Annotated in this window: 11 protein-coding genes; 8 read left to right on the forward strand and 3 right to left on the reverse strand. The window is 62.1% G+C overall.

Annotated features, from left to right (window positions below; genetic code table 11):
* Positions 1-141: 141 nt before the first annotated feature.
* The 3 genes from JMJ97_RS03880 to JMJ97_RS03890 all read left to right on the forward strand — a co-directional run bounded on the left by JMJ97_RS03880 (position 142) and on the right by JMJ97_RS03890 (position 3,838).
* Positions 142-858, forward strand: coding sequence for a YoaK family protein (locus JMJ97_RS03880; RefSeq protein ID WP_260699230.1), 717 nt, complete (start codon positions 142-144; stop codon positions 856-858).
* A gap of 165 nt (positions 859-1,023) precedes the next feature.
* Positions 1,024-2,190, forward strand: a complete 1,167-nt coding sequence (gene fucO, locus JMJ97_RS03885; RefSeq protein WP_022094861.1) for a lactaldehyde reductase — start codon at positions 1,024-1,026, stop codon at positions 2,188-2,190.
* Positions 2,191-2,794: 604 nt separating this feature from the next.
* A complete protein-coding gene (locus JMJ97_RS03890) occupies positions 2,795-3,838 on the forward strand; it encodes a M42 family metallopeptidase (protein WP_260699231.1) in 1,044 nt (347 codons plus the stop codon).
* Between the two features lie 136 nt (positions 3,839-3,974).
* Here the strand turns inward: JMJ97_RS03890 and mnmA are convergent, their stop codons facing one another.
* Positions 3,975-5,198 (reverse strand): tRNA 2-thiouridine(34) synthase MnmA, encoded by a 1,224-nt coding sequence (mnmA, locus tag JMJ97_RS03895; protein WP_260699260.1) that lies wholly within the window; start codon positions 5,196-5,198, stop codon positions 3,975-3,977.
* 57 nt (positions 5,199-5,255) lie between these two features.
* The gene (cysK, locus tag JMJ97_RS03900) at positions 5,256-6,194 is read right to left on the reverse strand and encodes a cysteine synthase A (protein WP_196032330.1); all 939 of its coding nucleotides are present in this window, start codon (positions 6,192-6,194) and stop codon (positions 5,256-5,258) included.
* A gap of 253 nt (positions 6,195-6,447) precedes the next feature.
* Here cysK and JMJ97_RS03905 point away from each other — a divergent pair, with 253 nt between their 5' ends.
* Positions 6,448-6,876 carry an RrF2 family transcriptional regulator gene (locus JMJ97_RS03905; protein ID WP_022094857.1) on the forward strand — a complete coding sequence of 143 codons (429 nt, stop codon included), beginning with the start codon at positions 6,448-6,450 and terminating at the stop codon, positions 6,874-6,876.
* Between the two features lie 142 nt (positions 6,877-7,018).
* Here the strand turns inward: JMJ97_RS03905 and JMJ97_RS03910 are convergent, their stop codons facing one another.
* Positions 7,019-7,384, reverse strand: coding sequence for a phage holin family protein (locus JMJ97_RS03910; RefSeq protein ID WP_260699232.1), 366 nt, complete (start codon positions 7,382-7,384; stop codon positions 7,019-7,021).
* A 324-nt stretch (positions 7,385-7,708) separates the two neighbouring features.
* Here JMJ97_RS03910 and JMJ97_RS03915 point away from each other — a divergent pair, with 324 nt between their 5' ends.
* The 4 genes from JMJ97_RS03915 to dnaE all read left to right on the forward strand — a co-directional run bounded on the left by JMJ97_RS03915 (position 7,709) and on the right by dnaE (position 18,907).
* On the forward strand, positions 7,709-8,008 hold the full coding sequence (locus JMJ97_RS03915; RefSeq protein WP_022094855.1) for a YerC/YecD family TrpR-related protein: 300 nt from the start codon (positions 7,709-7,711) through the stop codon (positions 8,006-8,008).
* Between the two features lie 184 nt (positions 8,009-8,192).
* Positions 8,193-11,291, forward strand: a complete 3,099-nt coding sequence (locus JMJ97_RS03920; protein WP_260699233.1) for a PD-(D/E)XK nuclease family protein — start codon at positions 8,193-8,195, stop codon at positions 11,289-11,291.
* Between the two features lie 3 nt (positions 11,292-11,294).
* The gene (locus JMJ97_RS03925; protein WP_260699234.1) at positions 11,295-14,927 is read left to right on the forward strand and encodes a UvrD-helicase domain-containing protein; all 3,633 of its coding nucleotides are present in this window, start codon (positions 11,295-11,297) and stop codon (positions 14,925-14,927) included.
* 176 nt (positions 14,928-15,103) lie between these two features.
* Positions 15,104-18,907 (forward strand): DNA polymerase III subunit alpha, encoded by a 3,804-nt coding sequence (dnaE, locus tag JMJ97_RS03930; protein ID WP_260699235.1) that lies wholly within the window; start codon positions 15,104-15,106, stop codon positions 18,905-18,907.
* Positions 18,908-18,926: the final 19 nt, after the last annotated feature.

Raw genomic sequence — 18,926 nt, forward strand, 5'->3', positions numbered from 1 at the left:
CCGTTTGTTTCCAGACTGTGTATCTGCGCGCTGGAGAACCCGTCTCGCGCGCACGCCATGTTGTCAATGGGTTACAGTATGAACGGCGGCTATGTTCCCGCCAACGCACGAGAGAGTCGTCAACAAGGAGGATGCACGACGATGCAGCGTGCCAAACAGATATCGGAGTCTATTGAGCTGGGCATCATCTTGGCGCTCGCCGGTGGCTTTATGGACGTGTATTCGTACATTGGGCGCGATCATGTTTTCGCCAACGCGCAGACGGGCAACATCTTGCTGGTGGGCGTGAGCATCTCGGAGGGCAATTGGGTACTTGCGGGGCGCTACTTCTTCCCTGTGGTGTCGTTTGCTGTGGGCATTATGCTTGCCGACCTGGTGCACGAGCGGTTTGGCAGCGTGATTCACTGGCGCCAGGTAACGGTGTTCTTTGAAGCCGTCATCTTGCTGGGCGTGAGCTTTATCCCCGGTGGCGGTTACAACCTGCTCGCCAACTGCCTCACTTCGTTTGCCTGCGGCATGCAAGTCGAGAGCTTCCGCAAGATCCACGGTCACGGCATCGCTACGACCATGTGCATCGGCAACTTGCGTAACGCGCTGCAAAACGTGGACGATTACATCATCACCCACAGGCGCGGCTTTTTGGAAAACGGCCTGCTGTACTTTGGCGTGATCTTTACCTTTGTGTTTGGCGCCGTGTTGGGCAACTGGTGTATTGAGCGCATGGGCCTGCACGCCATCGTCGTGGCGAGCTTGCTGCTGTTTATCGCGTTTGCCATCATGTTTATCGACCGCGAGCGCGACTTGCGCTTACGCTGGAAATGTGCGGCCGATGCCTGGAAAGAGGGCTGTCGAAAGTAGAGGAATGCGGCAAAGGGGCTGTCCCTTTGCCGCAATATTTTTCATCTTCTGTTGAAACGCTTTAACAATTTTGACGTTCTCACGTGTTTTTTGTTTCAAAAGCGTTAGGATGGGACTCGTAGCGTGGGGCGTAATGGGTGCTCCGCACACGATGGGAGGCTATCAATGGCTAATCGTTTCGTTCTCAACACCATTTCTTATCATGGTTCCGGCGCCATCAAGGAGATCCCCGGCGAGCTCCAGCGTCGCGGCTACAAGAAGATCTTCGTCTGCTCCGACCCCGATCTGGTCAAGTTCGGCGTTACCGCTAAGGTGACCGACGAGCTCGACGCCGCCGGCATCGCTTGGAGCCTCTACTCCGAGATTAAGCCCAACCCCACGATCCAGAACGTCAAGGACGGCGTCGAGGCTTTCAAGGCCGCCGAGGCTGACGCTATCGTGACCATCGGTGGCGGCTCCTCCATGGACACCGCGAAGGCTATCGGCATCATCATCAACAATCCCGAGTTTGCCGATGTCCGTAGCCTCGAGGGCGTTGCTCCCACCAAGAACCACGCCGTGTTCACCATCGCCGTGCCGACGACCGCCGGTACCGCCGCCGAGGTGACCATCAACTACGTCATCACCGACCCCGAGAAGGTCCGCAAGTTCGTGTGCGTCGACACCAACGACGCCCCCGAGGTCGCCGTCGTCGATCCCGACATGATGGCCTCCATGCCCGCCGGCCTGACCGCTTCCACTGGCATGGACGCTCTGACCCACGCCATCGAGGGCTACACCACCAAGGGCGCTTGGGAGCTCTCCGACATGTTCCACTTTGAGGCTATTAAGCTGATCAGCGAGAACCTGCGTGACTCCGTCGCCGAGGCCAAGTCCGGTCAGCCCGGCTCCGGTCGCGAGGGCATGGCCCTTGGTCAGTATGTCGCCGGCATGGGCTTCTCCAACGTTGGCCTGGGCATCGACCACGCCATGGCTCACACCCTGTCAGCTCACTACGACACCCCGCACGGCGTCGCTTGCGCCATGCTGCTGCCGATCGCCATGGAGTTCAACAAGCCGGTTTGCGCTGAGCGCCTGGCCAAGGTTGCCGTTGCCATGGGTGTTGACACCACGGGCATGAGCACCGACGAGGCTGCCGACGCCGCTATCGCCGCCGTCAAGCAGCTCTCTGCCGACGTGAATATCCCGCACGTCTGCGAGGCCATGAAGGCTGACGAGATCGAGGTTCTGGCCAAGGACGCCATGGCCGACGCCTGCTTCCCGGGTAACCCGCGCGAGGCAACGCTCGACGACGTCATCGAGCTCTTCAAGAAGATCTGCCCGGCTGCCTAGCCCAGTTTGGTGGTCCTTCGCCCGTAGGTGTATGGTCTTTTGACGTGCCGCTGGCCCCGCCGTGCTACGCACGGCGGGGCTTTTTGTGCTGCGTCGATGCCCTGAGACGGACAAAACCAAGGCGTACTGCCCGCTGCGGATAGGTGGTGCACTTCCCTGCGTGCATTTTTGGGAGTATTCAGCAAGCTCTGAAAAATGCATAACGTTGTGAATGGGCCGTAGTGGCCCGCGGGCGCCCATCGACAGCCCCTGTGGGCGGGCTATCGATGGGCGGAGATGTCTGTCGCCGCGTTTTTGGTTTGCGACGGTCTACAACACTGCTGTAACCGCGTCGTTTTGTCGTTTGTGATGGGGTCGTTGGGGCCCACGGTGCTGAATACTCCGTTTTTTGCACGGTCCAAGGTGGGGCACCCTGAGACGAAGCAAAAAGATGTCTCATTTCTATGCAAATACCGATAGGATTTATGCAAGATTGGGATTGTAAACCGTGCGCGTGCACAAAACCGGTGCGGGGACGTCTGGAGGCGGCTCGGCTCCTGGGGCATTGCACGTGCAGAACGGTTAAAATCGGGACTCGGTCTTAGTTTTACTTGGAAGGATGCATATGACTTCTAATATTGATGCTTCTCTAGGGGAGACGCTCTCCTATATCGCAGGACAGCTTAAGACGCTGACTTCTATTGCTTCGCCTACTGGCTATACCCGTGCAGCTACTGATTATCTGATGGAGACCCTGCGCGATATGGGGTTTGGGCCTGAGCGTTCCAATAAGGGCAACGTGCTGGTTGAGCTTGGCGGCGAGGGCGAGCCGCTCGTACTGGCGAGCCATGTCGATACCCTGGGCGCCATGGTGCGTTCCATTAAGGACAATGGTCGCCTGCGCCCCACGACCCTCGGCGGGCATCAGTGGTCTACGGCCGATGGCGAGAACTGCACCGTCTACACGCGCGACGGCAATGTCTACACGGGCGTGGTTCTTAACACCGAGCCTTCGGCGCACGTGGCCGACGAGCCGGTCAAGACCATCGAGAAGAATATGGAGATCTTGCTCGATGAGAATGTCGACAGCAAGGATGATGTGCTCGAGCTGGGTATTCAGACGGGCGATATCATCGCCATGGATCCGCGTACCACGGTGACGGAGAGCGGCTACATTAAGAGCCGCTTCCTGGACGACAAGCTGTCCGCGGCGATTCTGCTGGGTCTCGCCCGCGCCGTCGCCGCTGGCGAGGTGACACTTTCGCGCAAGGTGTCATTGCTCTTTACCGTGTACGAGGAGGTCGGCCACGGCGGAGCCTTCGTGCCGGCCGACACGCGCGAGATGATCAGCGTGGACATGGGCTGCGTGGGCGACGACCTGGGCTGCACCGAGCGCATGGTTTCGATTTGCGCCAAGGATTCGGGCGGTCCGTACAACTACGACCTGGTAACCACGCTGTCCAACATCGCGCGCGAGCTGGAGCTCGATTACGCCATCGATGTGTATCCGCACTACGGCTCGGACGTTGAGGCCACGCTCTCGGCCGGCTACGACATCCGTCACGGCCTGATCGGCCCCGGCGTGTACGCGAGCCACAACTACGAGCGCAGCCACATCGACGGCGTGCGCAACACCTACGAGCTCGTCCGCGCCTACGTGCAGCGCTAACGATGCAGCGGCCTCGGCTGATACGGCAGTACCGACCGAGGCCGTCCTCTCTAAGTTGCGGTGAAATAGGGACTGTTTGGCGGTTTTAAACGCTTAAACAGCCCCTATTTCACCGCAATTTATGAAGGGGATGGGGCTACTTAAGTGCGCCGGTCACCGTGCCGCCGCCGAGGACGATGTCGCCGTGGTAGACTACAACGGCCTGGCCGGGGGCGATGGCTCGCTGCGGCTCGTCAAAAGTCAGCAGCATTTGCCCGTCTTCGCCGCGCGTAAGGGTCGCTGCTTGGTCTTTCTGACGGTAACGGTACTTGGCGCCCACGCGAATGCCGCCGGCATCGAGTTCTGCCTCCATGCGGTCGGCAGGGGCGCTCCAGATCCAGTCGTCGGCCGTGAGTGCTGTGGCCGTTAGGTCCTCGGCCTCGCCCAGATGCACGGTGTTGTTGGCGGCATCGACGCCCGTCACATACACGGGATGCGCCATCGCGACGCCCAAGCCCTTGCGCTGGCCGATGGTATAGCGCAACGCGCCGTTATGGCGTCCGACCACGCTGCCGTCGCGCCACACGATGTCGCCCGGTGCAGCGGGATGTCCGCAGCGGCGCTCGATATAGCCCGCGTAGTCACCGTCTGGAATAAAGCAGATGTCCTCGCTTTCGGCCTTCTGGGCGTTGGTAAAGCCTTGCTCGGCGGCTATGCGGCGCACGTCGCGCTCTTTGTCTAGGCCTGCCAGCGGAAAGATCGTGTGCGCCAGGCGCTCCTGCGTAAGCGAATATAAAAAGTAGCTCTGGTCCTTTTTGGGATCTTCGCCGCGATGCAGCTGCCAGGTGCCGTCTACTGTCTGGCTTGTTTTGGCGTAATGACCCGTTGCGATGTAGTCGCAGCCCATGTCCAGCGCCGCACCGAGCAACGCGCCAAACTTTATGTGGCGGTTGCAGATGATGCACGGGTTGGGCGTCAGCCCCTCCTGGTAGGCGTTCACAAAGCGCTCGATAACGCTGTGGTCGAAGGTCTGCTGCAAGTCGAGCACATGGTGGGGTATCCCCAGACGCTCGGCGACGGCCTTTGCATCGGCGATGTCGCGGTCGACTTTGCTCATACCCGTTGCAGGATCGGGCGCGGGGCAGGTGAGGCGCATGGTGGCGCCGACGCATTCGTAGCCCTGGCTTTTGAGCAGGTACGCGGTCACGCTGGAATCGACGCCGCCGCTCATGGCGACGAGCACGCGCTTGTTGTGCATGGGGAGGTTCTCCTTGGTGGCATGTGGCCAAAAAAGAAAAGCGGCGCGGGAGGCTGGTTCCGCGCCGCAGACATTGTAGCAAGTTCGGGCGTCTCGTGGGACACCCTGATTGGATGGGCTCAGACTGCCGGGAGAGAGGAGACCGGCTCGTCCGTGGGCTCAACCTATGGGCGACAGGCCCTAGTCCTGGAAGAGCGCCGTGGACAGGTAGCGCTCGCCGGTGTCGGCAAGCAGGGCCACGATGGTCTTGCCCTCGTTCTCGGGGCGCTTGGCCAGCTGCAGCGCGGCCCACACGGCGGCGCCGGACGAAATGCCCACGAGCACACCCTCCTTGTGGCCCACGGCGCGGCCGGTGGCAAAGGCGTCGTCGTTCTCGACGGGGATGATCTCGTCGTAGACCCGGGTGTCGAGGACGTCGGGCACAAAGCCGGCGCCGATGCCCTGGATCTTGTGCGGGCCGGCCTGGCCCTTGGAGAGCACCGGGGAGGTGGCGGGCTCGACGGCGACGACCTTAATCTCGGGGTTCTGCTCCTTGAGGAACTCGCCCACGCCGGTCACGGTACCACCGGTGCCGACGCCGGCGACGAAGATGTCGACCTTGCCGTCGGTGTCGTCCCAGATCTCGGGGCCGGTCGTGGCCTTGTGGATGGCGGGGTTGGCGGGGTTCACAAACTGGCCGGCGATGATGCTGTTGGGAGTCTCCTTCTGCAGTTCCTCTGCCTTGGCGATAGCGCCCTTCATGCCCTTGGAGCCGTCGGTGAGCACGAGCTGCGCACCGTATGCCTGCATCAGCTTGCGGCGCTCGACGGACATGGTCTCGGGCATGGTGATGATCACCTTGTAGCCGCGGGCGGCCGCCACCGAGGCGATGCCGACGCCGGTGTTGCCGCTCGTGGGCTCGATGATGGTGTAGTCGCCGCCGCGCACGAGCTTGCCTGCCTTCTCGGCCTCGTCAATCATGTTCTTGGCGACGCGGTCTTTAACTGACCCGGCGGGGTTGAAGTATTCCAGCTTGACGAGCACGCGGGCCTTGAGGTCCTCGTCGGCCTCAAAGTGAGTGAGCTCCAGGAGCGGGGTGTGGCCGATAAGCTGATCGATGGACGTGTAAACCTTGCTCATGGTGAACCTCCAAAGTGTTCAAGTTGCTGGTTGCCGTGTGGTTTCACGGTGCGTGTAGCAGCTAAACCCATAAACCTTATAGGTTGTTCGTTTAGCTGTTGGGAAGCATACTAGACACTAAAGCCTAGTAATGCAATAGGAAATAGAAGATTATTACGAGCTGATTAACCATCTTGACCGGAACGGGTATTTTCAAAACCAATTTTTCGGCTAGAATTTCTACGGACTAAATGACCGAAAGGCAGCACTATACATGTTGGTTTCTACAAAGGGCAGATATGCCCTGCGCGTTATGGTCGATCTGGCCGAGCACCAGGCGGCCGGTCGCATCCCGCTCAAAGAGATCGCGGCGCGACAGGGGATTTCCGAGAAATATCTCGAGAACATCTTGGCTACGCTCGTGCGCGCCAACATGCTTTCGGGCATGCGCGGCAAGGGCGGCGGCTACGTGCTCACGCGCCCGCCCGAGCAGTACACGGTGGGCGAGATCCTGCGCCTGACCGAGGGCAGTCTGGCACCGGTTGCATGCCTGGATGGCGACTGCAAGGGCTGCTCACGCTCGGATGAGTGCCCCACGCTCGACGTGTGGAAGAACCTGGACAAGCTCATCAACGACTACCTCGACGGTGTGACACTCGATCAACTTGTCGCTCCCAACCATGGCTACGACTACGTCATCTAACCCACACCTGCCATTTGGGGACGGGGTAGAAATGGTAGATTCTCTCGCCCTTTGAGACTTGGCAAATAAGAAGGCCGCCCATTTTTGCGATGGGCGGCCTTCGTTTTGGGCTGTTGAGACGGGCACGGCCGGAATGGCCGTTTTAGTCCTCGGTGATGCTGTCGAGGATGCTGCGCGTGATGGATACCAGGATACTGCCCATAAAGGCCGATCCAAAGCTGGCGATGGAGATGCCCGCGTCCAGCAGATTGACCGACAGGTAGCTGGCCAGCTCGAGCATAAAGCTGTTGACTACGAGCTGAAAAACACCAAGCGTAATAATAGTGAGCGGCAGTGAGATGACGGTCAGGAACGGTTTGACGAACGAATCGACAATGTTCAGGAACAGTCCCACAAAGGCAAAGCAGACCCAGGTCTCGGCAAAGCCGAAGGGTTGGATACCGGGGACGAGGAACGTGGCGATCGCGATGGCGATCGAGGTGAAGAGCCAGTTAAGCATAAAGCGCATGGCGTGAATCCTTTCTTGCGCCGGGATTGCTGGCGTCGCGTGAAGCGGCTTGCGGCGGCGACCTGGATGGTTGCGCGGGCGCGCCGCGGTGTTTGGGCGCCCATTGTCTCAAATATTCGTGGAGCTTACGTGCGCATATGGTTTCTAAACGGCGTTCGTCCTGAAAAACGCGCCGCTGGCAGAGAGTCTTGTCGCTTTAGTTTGGTGGTGTGCTACACTGCTACGGGCAAAAGCCACAGGCGTTGCCCTATTGCATGGAACGGGTGAACGATGCCCGATGTCAGTATCAACTTCGATGCCTTTTGGCGGGTTTGGCGGTGATCGATGAATATCGAGAACATGTTTGACAAGCCTGATGTCAAGCAGCTGGTCCACGCATTTAGCCTTTTGGACGACGAGAAGGATATCCAAGCGTTTTTGACCGATATCTGCACGCCGCGCGAGATTTGCGACCTTTCTCAGCGTTTGCAGGTTGCGCGCTATTTGGACGAGGGCGAGCCTTATGTTGAGGTTCAGGCCCGTACCGGCGCTTCGTCCACCACGGTGAGCCGCGTTTCAAAGGCGCTGAACGGCGAGTACGGTGGCTACCGCAAGATCCTCATTAAGTTGGAGGATGGCGAGTAGGCCAGCGACAACATTGAATTACGAAGAACCGTCCCTCCGGGGGCGGTTTTTATATGCCTGCAATCGGCTGGTGCGTTGGGTTCAGGTTGCTTTGTACCAAAAGATGGAACTGCGGTGGCAATGTGTCCGCTTGGGCGGGTAGGATGGATGCATTGATTATTGCGAACGGTTTGAGCGGAGGACCATGCCTGTTCGAATCTATACCACCAATGCCGGCACGGATTTGAGCGATGCCGAGTCGGCGCTGCTTGCCGACCTTATTGCCCGTCACGGGCGTGCCGTGTTGCTGGCACCAACGTTTGCCGAGCTCGATCTGTGCCGTCATGATGCGGCGGAAGCCGGCATTTCGCTGGGTATCGACTACAAGACACCCGCATCGTGGCTTCGCTCGCTTTGGGAGCTTTTGGGCGACGGGCGCGGTTTCGTCGACAACCTGCAACGTAAGATGCTGTTTTCGGATATGATTGCCCGCCGCGACGATGCCGACCTGCAGCCGCTTTCGCGTAGCCAGGGCACGGTGCGCATGCTCGCGCGCATGGCCCGCGATGTGCTGCCGGGTGTGGCGGGGACGACGGCCGAGCGATGCGGTGGCAACAATTGCCAGCCTGAGCCAAAAAGCGATGCCGAGGCTCGTGTGTTTGAGCTTTTGCGTGCCTACGCGGGCGGTTTGGACCGTCGAGATATGGTCGAGCCCTGCGAGGCAGCCGACATTATGGCCGGTGCCCTGGCCGATAGCCTGCCGGCGTGCGCCCGCGCCGTATGCGTGCGCGGTACCACGTCGTTTACGCACGGTCTACTCGAGCTGCTGTCTGCCGTGGCGAACAATGGGGGAGAGGTCGTCGTGCTGCTTGCCCGCGAGCAGGCGGCGATGCGCGAGGAGCTTGCCACGGCATTTGATGCCCGCGGTGTGCTGTTTGAGATCGCGCCGCTGGGGGAGGACGCCGTCGCGTCTGATGTCGCTTGCGGGGCCGCCGCTCAGCCTGCCTTTATTGAGGTCGCCGGCCCCCATGCCCGTGCTCATGTCTATGCGGACGCCATCGATAAGTTGGTGAAAGCGCACAAGGAGTCCAAGGCCGATAAAGCTACTGCAACGCCCGCCGACCCTGTGCGCGTGCTCGTTGTTTCTGCCCGGGCATCCCAGCTGTTCGGTGAGCTCGCCGCCCGTTTGGCGGCGCGTCACATTGCGTCCGAGACGACCGAGTTCACGGCGTTTTCCCAGTCCATCGCGGGCAGGCAGTTTACGGCGCTCGCCAACCTGATCGAGCGTATGAAGGCCGCCGACGAGGGCACCGCTTCCAAGACCGAGTGGTGGCCCGCTCCAGAGCTTACCGACTGGATTTATAGCCCGCTTTCGGGTACCGACGCCGCGAGCGCCCGCGGCTTCGACAAGAACATGCGCCTGTCGCGCAGCAAGACCACTGCGGGCGTCAAGAGCCTGCTGCAGAGTGTGCAGGGCCAGGTGAGGGGCGCCCGCAAGGCCGCCAACGACGATAACTGGTTTAAGAATGTGCCGTGCGTGGTCTCGGACGTGTTTCAGGCGCTGTGGCGCGACAAACCCGTGACGGCGCTCAAGGCCATGCTCGCCGTTGCAGAGGCGCTGCCCGATCGCGCTCTAGGCGGTCTTGACGGCCAGGCCCGTCGCCAGGCAGAGACGGCTTTGCTGCGCCATGCCATCGACATCCTTATGAACGATGCTCGCGCGCTCGACGTGTCGCAGGCCGCGACCGTGCCGGTTCTCGACGGCGTTCGAACCAGGGTGGACAAGCGCAGCACCGCTTACGATTACGAGACCTACGAGGTCGATCGCACGCCACGGGCGCAAGTGCGCTTCGTGTCGCTTGCCGATGCGTCGGTTTTGCGTCCTGGCGGCTACGATGCCGTGCTGTTTGCCGATGTCGACCTGGACAGCTATCCGCTTTCGCACGAAGAGGGCCCGCTTGCCACGTTGACGGCCGAGCTGCGCCGCGACGGCGTGTCTTTGGAGCCCGCCGCCCTGCTGCGCGTGCGCTTTGGCCGTGCAATGCAGGCGACGAGCGGTCCGGTCGCGCTTGCCCGCGTGACACACGATCGCCAGGCGCGCGAGTGCTACCCGGCAGCCGTATGGACCGAGCTGCGGGCACATGCCGAGGCCGCTGGCGCTGCCAAGCCCACGTGCGTGGGCGAGGGCGATATCATCGCCGACTTTGATCCCGCGGCAGGTGAAGGCCTCAAGCGCGAGCGCGTGACCTGTGAAGCCCCTCAGCATCTGAGTGCCGAGGCCGTGCCGTATTTGGTCCTGCGCCGTCGCGATGGCGAGGGTGAGGACGCGCCGCTCGTGCCGCGTCTGACGTCCGCCTCGCAGATCGAGTCCTATTCTACCTGCCCACTGTGCTGGTTCGTGTCGTATCGCGTCAAGCCCCAGTCGATCGACGCGGGCTTTGGCAACATGGAGAAGGGCAACTTTGTCCACGACGTGCTGGAGCATCTGCATGCCCGTCTGCCCCAAGAGGGCATGGAGCGCGTGACGCCCGAGAATCTGCCGCGTGCACAGGAGCTGCTGCACGAGGTCTTTGACGAGACGTTGGCCGAGCACGCCGGCAAGCGCGGCACGGAGGGCCCGCTGGTGCCGCTCTCTGCGGTGGAGGAACGCCAGGTGGCCGAGATCTTGCCGCAGCTGGAGGGTGTGCTTGCCTACGAGTCCGAGGCACTTGCCCCCTTTGCCCCGCGCTACCTGGAGTTCGCCTTCAACGAGCTCAAGGTCGAGTATGCCGGTTGGCCGCTTGGCGGGCGCATCGACCGCGTGGACGTGGACGCCGAGAATCGTGCCGTGGTGATCGACTACAAGCATCGCACGGGCGTTGAGGAGTTTAAGCTCGCCGACCCCACGGTGCGTGACGAGGAATCGGGCACGGCGCCCATCGACGATCCGCGCTGGTTGCCACCACATACCCAGACGCTCATCTACGCCCAGGCCATGCGCCGAGCGCTGGATTTGGACACCCGCGCGGCGCTCTACTTTTCGACCAAGGGCGGCAAACCGGCGTTGCGAGGCGCAGCGAGTGCCGAGCTGCTCGAGGAGGAGCGTGGCGACGGTCGCATCCCGGGCCTTAAGAAAGGTTTCCCCGGCGAGGGTGGCAGCATGGACTTCGACGCCCTGCTCGATCGCGTGGAGACCGGCATCGCCGAGCGTCTGCGCGAGCTCGAGGCGGGCAACGTTGCCGCCGTCGACCCGACGTCGGCTCAGGCCGCGCATGCGCGCTGCTCGTATAACCACGAAGGAACGTTTGTAAGGAGGGACGTGTAGACCATGGATCTTTCGACTTTGATGCCGCAACAGCTGCAGATCGTCAAAACGCTCGACCGTCCGCTGTTTGTCTCGGCGGGCGCCGGTTCGGGCAAGACCTTTACCCTCACGCGCCGCATCGTCTACGCACTCTCTCCCGAATCCGGTCCGTTCGTTGAGCATCTGGACCAGGTGCTCGCTATTACCTTTACCAAAGATGCCGCGGCCGAGATTCGTGACCGCGTGCGCCGCGCGCTCATCGACGAGGGCATGGACGAGGAAGCACTGACCGTCGACGACGCGTGGATCTCGACCATTCACGGCATGTGCTCGCGTATCCTGCGCGCGCACGCGCTGGGGCTGGGCATCGATCCCGAGTTCACGGTGCTCACCGATACCGACGAGCTCATGGATCAGGCTGTCGAGCATGTGCTGGGTCGCGCAACGGCGCCCGATGCCGCCCCCGAGCTCGCGGCATCGCTCAAGGCCCTCTACGCCTGGTATCCCATGGCGGGCGAGGGCGGTTCCTTTGGCGCCGGTACGACCATCAAGGGTCTGGTGCGCGACCTGCTGGAGCTGTCGAGTCAGTTGCCGGGCGGTATGGGCGACGTGCGCGTGGCGCGCGGCCAGGCCGATACCTCTGCACTCGCCGATGCCTATCGCGCGGCGCTGGGCGCAAGCAAGGCCGCGACCGAGAAGGCGCAGGTGGCGCTCGATGCCATCGACGCGTTCGAGGCGAGCGGCAAGACCATGGTCGATGCGGCGCGACTCATGATGTCGTGCACCATGCCGCGCGCGAGCAAGGCATTCCCCAAGGAGCAGGTCGAGCTGCTCAAGGCCGAGGCCGCCGATGCGTTTATCAATATCGTGCTTGCCTGCGGTGGCCCGGCGCTCGATGCGCTGGTGGGTCTGGCCCGTTCCGTCGAGGCCGAGTATCGCGCATTGAAGGCTGCCCAGTCCGCCCTCGATAATAACGACCTGCTGCGTATGGCCTACGAGGCCCTGCGCGATTACCCTGCCATCCGTGCTGCGTACGAGGGCCGCTTTAAGATGGTCATGATCGACGAGTTCCAGGACACCGACCAGATGCAGGTCGATTTGATTCGCTATCTGACGGGCGCGGGGGAGCGCGCGTTGTGCACCGTGGGCGATGCGCAGCAGTCGATCTACCGCTTCCGTGGCGCCGAGGTCGAGGTGTTCCGTCGTCAGGAGCGCAAGGTGGGCTCGTCTGCCGCGCCCGAGGCGACTGCCGTGGCCGATGCCCCTGCCGGCGAGCTCGTCAAACTCGTGCGCAACTTCCGCAGCCATGACGAGGTGCTGCGTTACGTGGCACGCGTCTTCGACGGCGATGACGGCGGCCTGATGCAGGGCTTTTTGGATCTTGAGGCGAGCGACGGCCGCAAGGACACGCTGGTGGCAGACGCTTCGCGTCGCCAGGCCCTCTTTGTTGCCGGCGGCAGTACGCAGGAGCGCACGCAGGCCAAGGCCCGCGCGATCGCCGAGCGATTCCGCGCGCTTGCCGATGCCGGCCAGCCCCAGGGCGGCATGGTACTGCTACTGGGCCGCATGACCAACGCCGACGTCTACGCCCAGGCCTTCCGCGATCAGGGGCTCGACTGCGTGATCGCAGGCGGCTCGGTCTTTGCCCAGGCAGCCGAGGTGCAGACGGTGCGTGCCCTGGTCTGCGCGCTCGCCAATCCGGCCGATACGGCGCAGGGCCTTATGCCACTGCTCGCCTCGCCGATGTTTGCGCTCGGTGCCCAGGAGTTCCTGGCGCTGGCGACCAAGCTCGATGGCGAGACGGGGGAGACCTCGCGCCGGAATATCGACATGGGCATCATGAGCGATTCCGATGTGCCGGGCTTGCAGGGCTTGCCGCTTGTGACGCGTGCCCGCGAGGTGCTGCGCTACGCACTGCGTCGCGTGGGGCGTGATTCGTTCGCCGCCATCGCGCGCGACGCGGTCAATGCCTCCGGCTGGTTCGTGCGCCTGGCGCAGCGCGGCCCCGAGGGCAAGGCCATCGCCGCCAACGTGCTCAAGGCGCTCGACGCCGTGGCCGAGGAGGAGGCCGAGTTCGGCAACTCGCCGCGTTCCATCGCGCTGGCCTTCGACCGCTTCTTGGCGGGCAAGGAGGCCCCGGGTGCCCTCAACGAGGAGGGCGACGGCGCGGTGCGCATCATGACCGTGCATGCGTCCAAGGGTCTGGAGTATCCGGTCGTAGCGGTTGCCGAGTGTTTTGGCGTGCGCAAGCCGTCCGGTGCGGCTCAGATGGGGCGTGTCGAGGGCGGAGCGCAGGTCGTGGCACTGCCAGCTCGTTTTGATGGCGTTAAGCTTGCCGATGGGACCTTTGTGAAGGGCGATGACGTCAAAAAGCAGTTTGAGCATGCGTTTAAGGGCAAGGGCACGTCGCTGTGGCTGCCGCCGGAGCTCATGGAGGACGTCTGTGCGACGGGTTCTCCCGCCGAGGCATTTGCTCGCCTGCGCGACGACGACCTGCAGCTTTCGCTCGAGGAGCGGGCTCGTCTGCTCTATGTCGCCATGACGCGAGCGCGTGAGCTGGTCATTCTGGCGATGGATGCCGGCGTGAGCCGCGGCAAGGTGACGGCGCCGACCTTTGATGTCGAGACCGATCTGACCTACGATGTGCTGCGCCGTATTTTGCCGACCGATGCTCTGGATATGCCGCAGCTCGATGCCGACCGCTTGGTGTTCGACAACTCCCAGCTGGGCGACTACGAGCTCATTTCGCTCGCGGGCTTTACCTTTGGCGAGCAGACGTTTGAGGCCAACGCTTCGCTGGATGCCGAGGGCAGGCTTGTTCGTGGCGATGCCGATACGGATGCTGCCGACGATTCGGCCAGTACAATCGTCCCCGGTCCTGTCGACCCCAAGCCCGATTCGTTCGAGCTTGTGTATCCCCAGGCAGTGGGCGTGCGCATGGGCATCTGTCCGTATCCGATGCGTGACTCGTATAGCTACTCGTCAATCGCCGCGGCACTCCATGCCGAGACGGAAGACCGTGCCGCCGAGGCTCGTGTTCCCATGGACGAGGCCGGCGATGATGCGGAGTCGGATGGTTCCGAGATGACGGACGCAGACGTGGCCGCTGTCGAGCCCGCCGGCAATCCCATGGCGCTGGGCTCGGCCTTCCACGCCGCCTGCCAGTGGCTCATCGAGATGGGTGCCGATGCGCTGCCCGCTGAGCGTGCCGACGCCCTGGCTCGCCTGTGGCACCTGACGCCAGAACAGCGCGAGCGCTTCGATGTCGCTCTGGAGCGCTGGCTCAAGTCGTCGGTTCGTGCCGAGCTGTTCGCGTGGCCGTGCGTTCGCGCCGAGGTGCCGTTCTTCTCGCTGGGCTGCGAGGACGAGGACATCGCCCGCTACGGTGCATATGCCGAAGGCGCCATCGACGCTTTGGCGACCGACCCGGCCGATCCGTCACGCGCACTGGTCATCGATTACAAGACGGGTGGCACGCCGGATGAGACGCCGGACCAGCTGCTCGAGAAGCACGCCCTGCAGGCGCGCGTCTACGCCGACGTGTTGCACAAGGCGGGCTTTGAGACGGTGACGGTCAAGTTCGTTCGCGTGGAGCAGGCGAATCCAGCCATCTTCGTCGAACCCGTCGAACCTCAAGTAGTCATCTACAATCTCTAGCCCTCAGATAACTTGCGGTGGAATACGGGCTGTTTTGGCCAAAAAAGCCGCCAAACAGTCCGCATTTCACCGCAACTGCAAGAGGAGCCGTGTTGGTTTGGCTAGGTTCGGGTGCTGTCCGTGCCGTGCGGTAAAATCGTTCAGTCAGAACACGAACCCGCATCGGAGCTCATCACATGGCATTCGTCCATCTGCACAATCACACTGTTTTCTCCATGCTCGACGGCGCAACCCGTATCCAGGATATGGTCAATCGTGCCGTTGAACTTGGCATGCCCGCCGTGGCCATTACCGACCACGGCTACATGTATGGCGTGCCCGACCTAGCGCTGGCCTGCGACGCCGTCAATCACAACACGCCCGAGTACAAAACCTGGAGCCACGACAAGGCCTTCTTGGAAAAGGACCGCCGCGACGAGCTGGTGGAGCCCGACCCCGAGGCAAACCCGCGCGAGCATGCCCAGTACGTCAAAGACATGGCCATGTGGGACGAGAAGGGCAACATCGACGAGCTCAAACCGCCTCTGGTCATCAAGCCCATCTTTGGCTGCGAGGTCTACTTTACGCCGGACGAGACCCTTGCCCGCGACCACAAGCCCGAGCTCTACCACATGATCCTTCTGGCCAAGGATCAGGAGGGCTACGTCAACCTAATGCAGACGGTCTCCGAGGCCGCCGTGCAGGGCTTTTACTACAAGCCGCGCGTGACGCTCGACAACCTGCGCCGCCATGCCAAGGGCATGATCTGCACGAGCGCCTGTATCGCGGGCATCATCCCCAAATACATCGACCGCGGCGACATGGAAGGCGCCATCAAGTGGGCCGAGACCTTCCGTGATACCTTCGAGCCCGGTGACTTCTATATCGAGATTCAGGAACACGGCATCACCACCGACAACGGCCTGACTGACGAGCAGATGGACCGCACGCTCATCGACATCGCCAAGCAGGTGGGCGTCAAGGTCATCGCCACCAACGACTTCCACTACCTGCGCCGCGAGGATGCGCCCGTGCAGGACGTCATCATGTGTATTGGCATGAACGCCAAGGTCGATGACCCCAACCGCATGCGCATGACCGGCTCGGAGTTTTACATGAAGACCGAGGAGGAGATGCGGGCGATGTTCCCGTATTGCCCCGAGGCCTGCGACAACACGCTCGAGATCGCCGACAAGTGCTACGTTGAGCTGGACTGGGACTCTATCATCCTGCCGCGCTTTCCGTTGCTCGATCCCGGCGAGACGCACGAGAGCCAGTTCCGCCGCGAGTGCGAGAAGGGCCTGCGCCAGCACTATGGCGACGACTGGGCCACGCGCGAGATCGGTGGCGTCAACATCAAAGAGCGCTTTGAGTACGAATACAAGGTCATCTGCGACAAGGGCTTTGCCGCCTACTTTTTGATCGTTGCCGAGTACGTGCAATGGGCTAAGGACAACGGCATCGGCGTCGGCCCCGGCCGTGGCTCGGCCGCCGGCGCTATCGTCGCCTACGCCATGAACATCACCGCGTTCGACCCGCTCGAGAACGGCCTGATGTTCGAGAGGTTCCTGTCCCCGCAACGTACCGAGATGCCCGATATCGATATGGACTTCGACGATGAGCGACGCCTCGAGGTCGTGGAGCACGTTCGTCAGCTCTACGGCCCCGAGAAGGTCACCCACGTCATCACCTACTCGACCATCAAGGCCAAGCAGGCCATCAACGACGCCGCGCGCGTCCTGGACTACCCGGTCTACATGGGCCAGCGCCTGTCCAAGATGGTCTCGAGCGACCCCAAGGTCAAGCTCAAGCAGGTGCTCGAAAAGCAACCCGGCAAAGAGGATCTGTTTAACCCCGATTTTGCCGAGGCCTATAAAAAGGACGACGACGCCCGCCGCATCATCGACACGGCGCTCTCGATCGAGGGCCTCACCCGTGGCGAGGGCGTGCACGCGTGCGCCGTTCTGATCTGCCGTGACCCCGTCAACGAGCACGTGCCCACCAAGCTCGACACCAAGGGCGGCGTCGAGATTACCCAGTACGAGGGCCATACCGTTGCCGACATGGGCCTGCTCAAGATGGACTTCCTGGGCCTGCGCACGCTGACGGTTATCTCTAAGGCCAAGGCAAACATCAAAAAGAACTTCGGCATCGACATCAAAGAGGAAGAGATTCCCTTTGACGATCCCGAGATCTTTAAGCTCATGGGCTCCGGCCACACCGCCGGCGTCTTCCAGGTCGAGTCCGCCGGCATGACGGCCACGATCAAGAACATGAAGCCCACCGAGTACAAGCACGTCGTGGCATTGATCGCCCTATACCGCCCGGGCCCGCTGGGCGCCGGCATGGTCTCGTCCTACATCAACCGTATGAACGGCAAGGAGCCGGCCGTCTCCTACGACGACCGCCTGGACGACATCCTGGGCGAAACCTACGGCACCATGGTCTACCAGGAACAGGTTATGCTCATCTCCGTCGAGATGTGCGGCTTCTCCAAGGGCGAATCGGACTCACGTATCCGTAAGCCCGTGGCTAAGAAAAAGATTAAGCTGCTCACGTCGACGGTGCTGCACTGGGAGGATGGCTCGGACGAGACCACCTACGACCACTGGATGAACGGCGCTATCAAGAACAACTACACGCGCGAGGTCGCCCAGAAGATTTGGGACGATGTTCTCGAGTTCGCATCCTACGCCTTCAACAAGTCGCACTCCGCCGGCTACGCCATCCTGGTTATGCAGACGGCGTGGCTCAAGGCGCACTATCCGCACGAGTACATGGCGGCCGTTTTGACGTCCTACACGGGCAAGACCGACAAGATCGTTCATTACGTCTCGGCGTGCCGCCACGACGGCATTCCCGTGCTGTCGCCAGATGTCAACGAGTCCGGTACCGAGTTCACGGCTACCAAGGAGGGCGTGCGCTTTGGTCTGGCCGGCATCCGCGGCGTGGGCACTGGCGTGGCGCAGGCGATTATCGCCGAGCGCGAGGCGGGCGGCCCGTTTAAGACGCTGCACGACTTTGTCGAGCGCGTGGACTCGAGCCAGGCCAACCGTCGCGTGATCGAATCGCTCATCAAGGCAGGCGCCTTCGACTCCACGGGGTATCCGCGTCGCCAGATGATGCACTTTGTGGATAAGAACAACCCCGAGAACATCATCGATGCCGCCGTGAAGCGCCAAAAGGATCGCGCGAGCGGCCAGACGTCGTTCTTCGATATGTTCGGCGACGTTGAGGGCTCGGGCTTTGAGGTGAGCGTGCCCGATCCGGACGGCCAGGAGTGGGACCGCCACCTTAAGCTGAGCCAGGAGAAGGAGGTTCTGGGCATCTACGTCTCGGACCACCCGCTGCGCCCGTTTGAGTATGCACTTAGCAAAGCGCGCGACTTCTCGTTCTCGCAGATCGACACCGGCTACGAGGTTCAGAATCCTACGGGCGGCACCATCAACCAGGAGATTCCCGAGGGTAAGGCGCTGTGGTGGGCCGGTATGGTCTCGAGCGTGTCCAAGCGCGTGACCAAAAACGGCGACCCCATGGGCATCGTGCAGCTCGAGGACATGGAAGGCGAGGCCACCGTCGTGGTGTTCCCCAAGACCTACAAGGAGGCCGAGGGGTACCTGTACGGCGAGGTCGATCCCGAGACCGGCGCGCAGCTGTCCGATGCGTTTGTGCGCATTAAGGGCAAGCTTGAGCGCTCGGACCGCGGCGATCAGATCATCGCGCAGGAGATCGTGCCACTGGAGCTTAATGAGGAGAACAACAAGCCCAAGGTGTTTGAGGTCATGGTGCCCAACAGCCGCTTTAGCCAGGGCAATATGGCGCGTCTTGCCACGGTGCTTACCGCCAACCCGGGCGGCGACCGCGTGGAGATCTTTATCGAGCAGGTGGACGGGCGTGTGCTGCGTGCCGAGGTGCCGGCCAAGGTCAACGCACGCTCGATTCCGCTGTTGGCAGAGGCAAAAGCCATCGTGGGCAACCAGGGTCGCGTGACGGTGATCTAAGGGCGACCTTGCTGGTCCG

Origin of the sequence: Collinsella aerofaciens, assembly GCF_025289055.1 — a bacterium.
GTDB lineage: Bacteria > Actinomycetota > Coriobacteriia > Coriobacteriales > Coriobacteriaceae > Collinsella.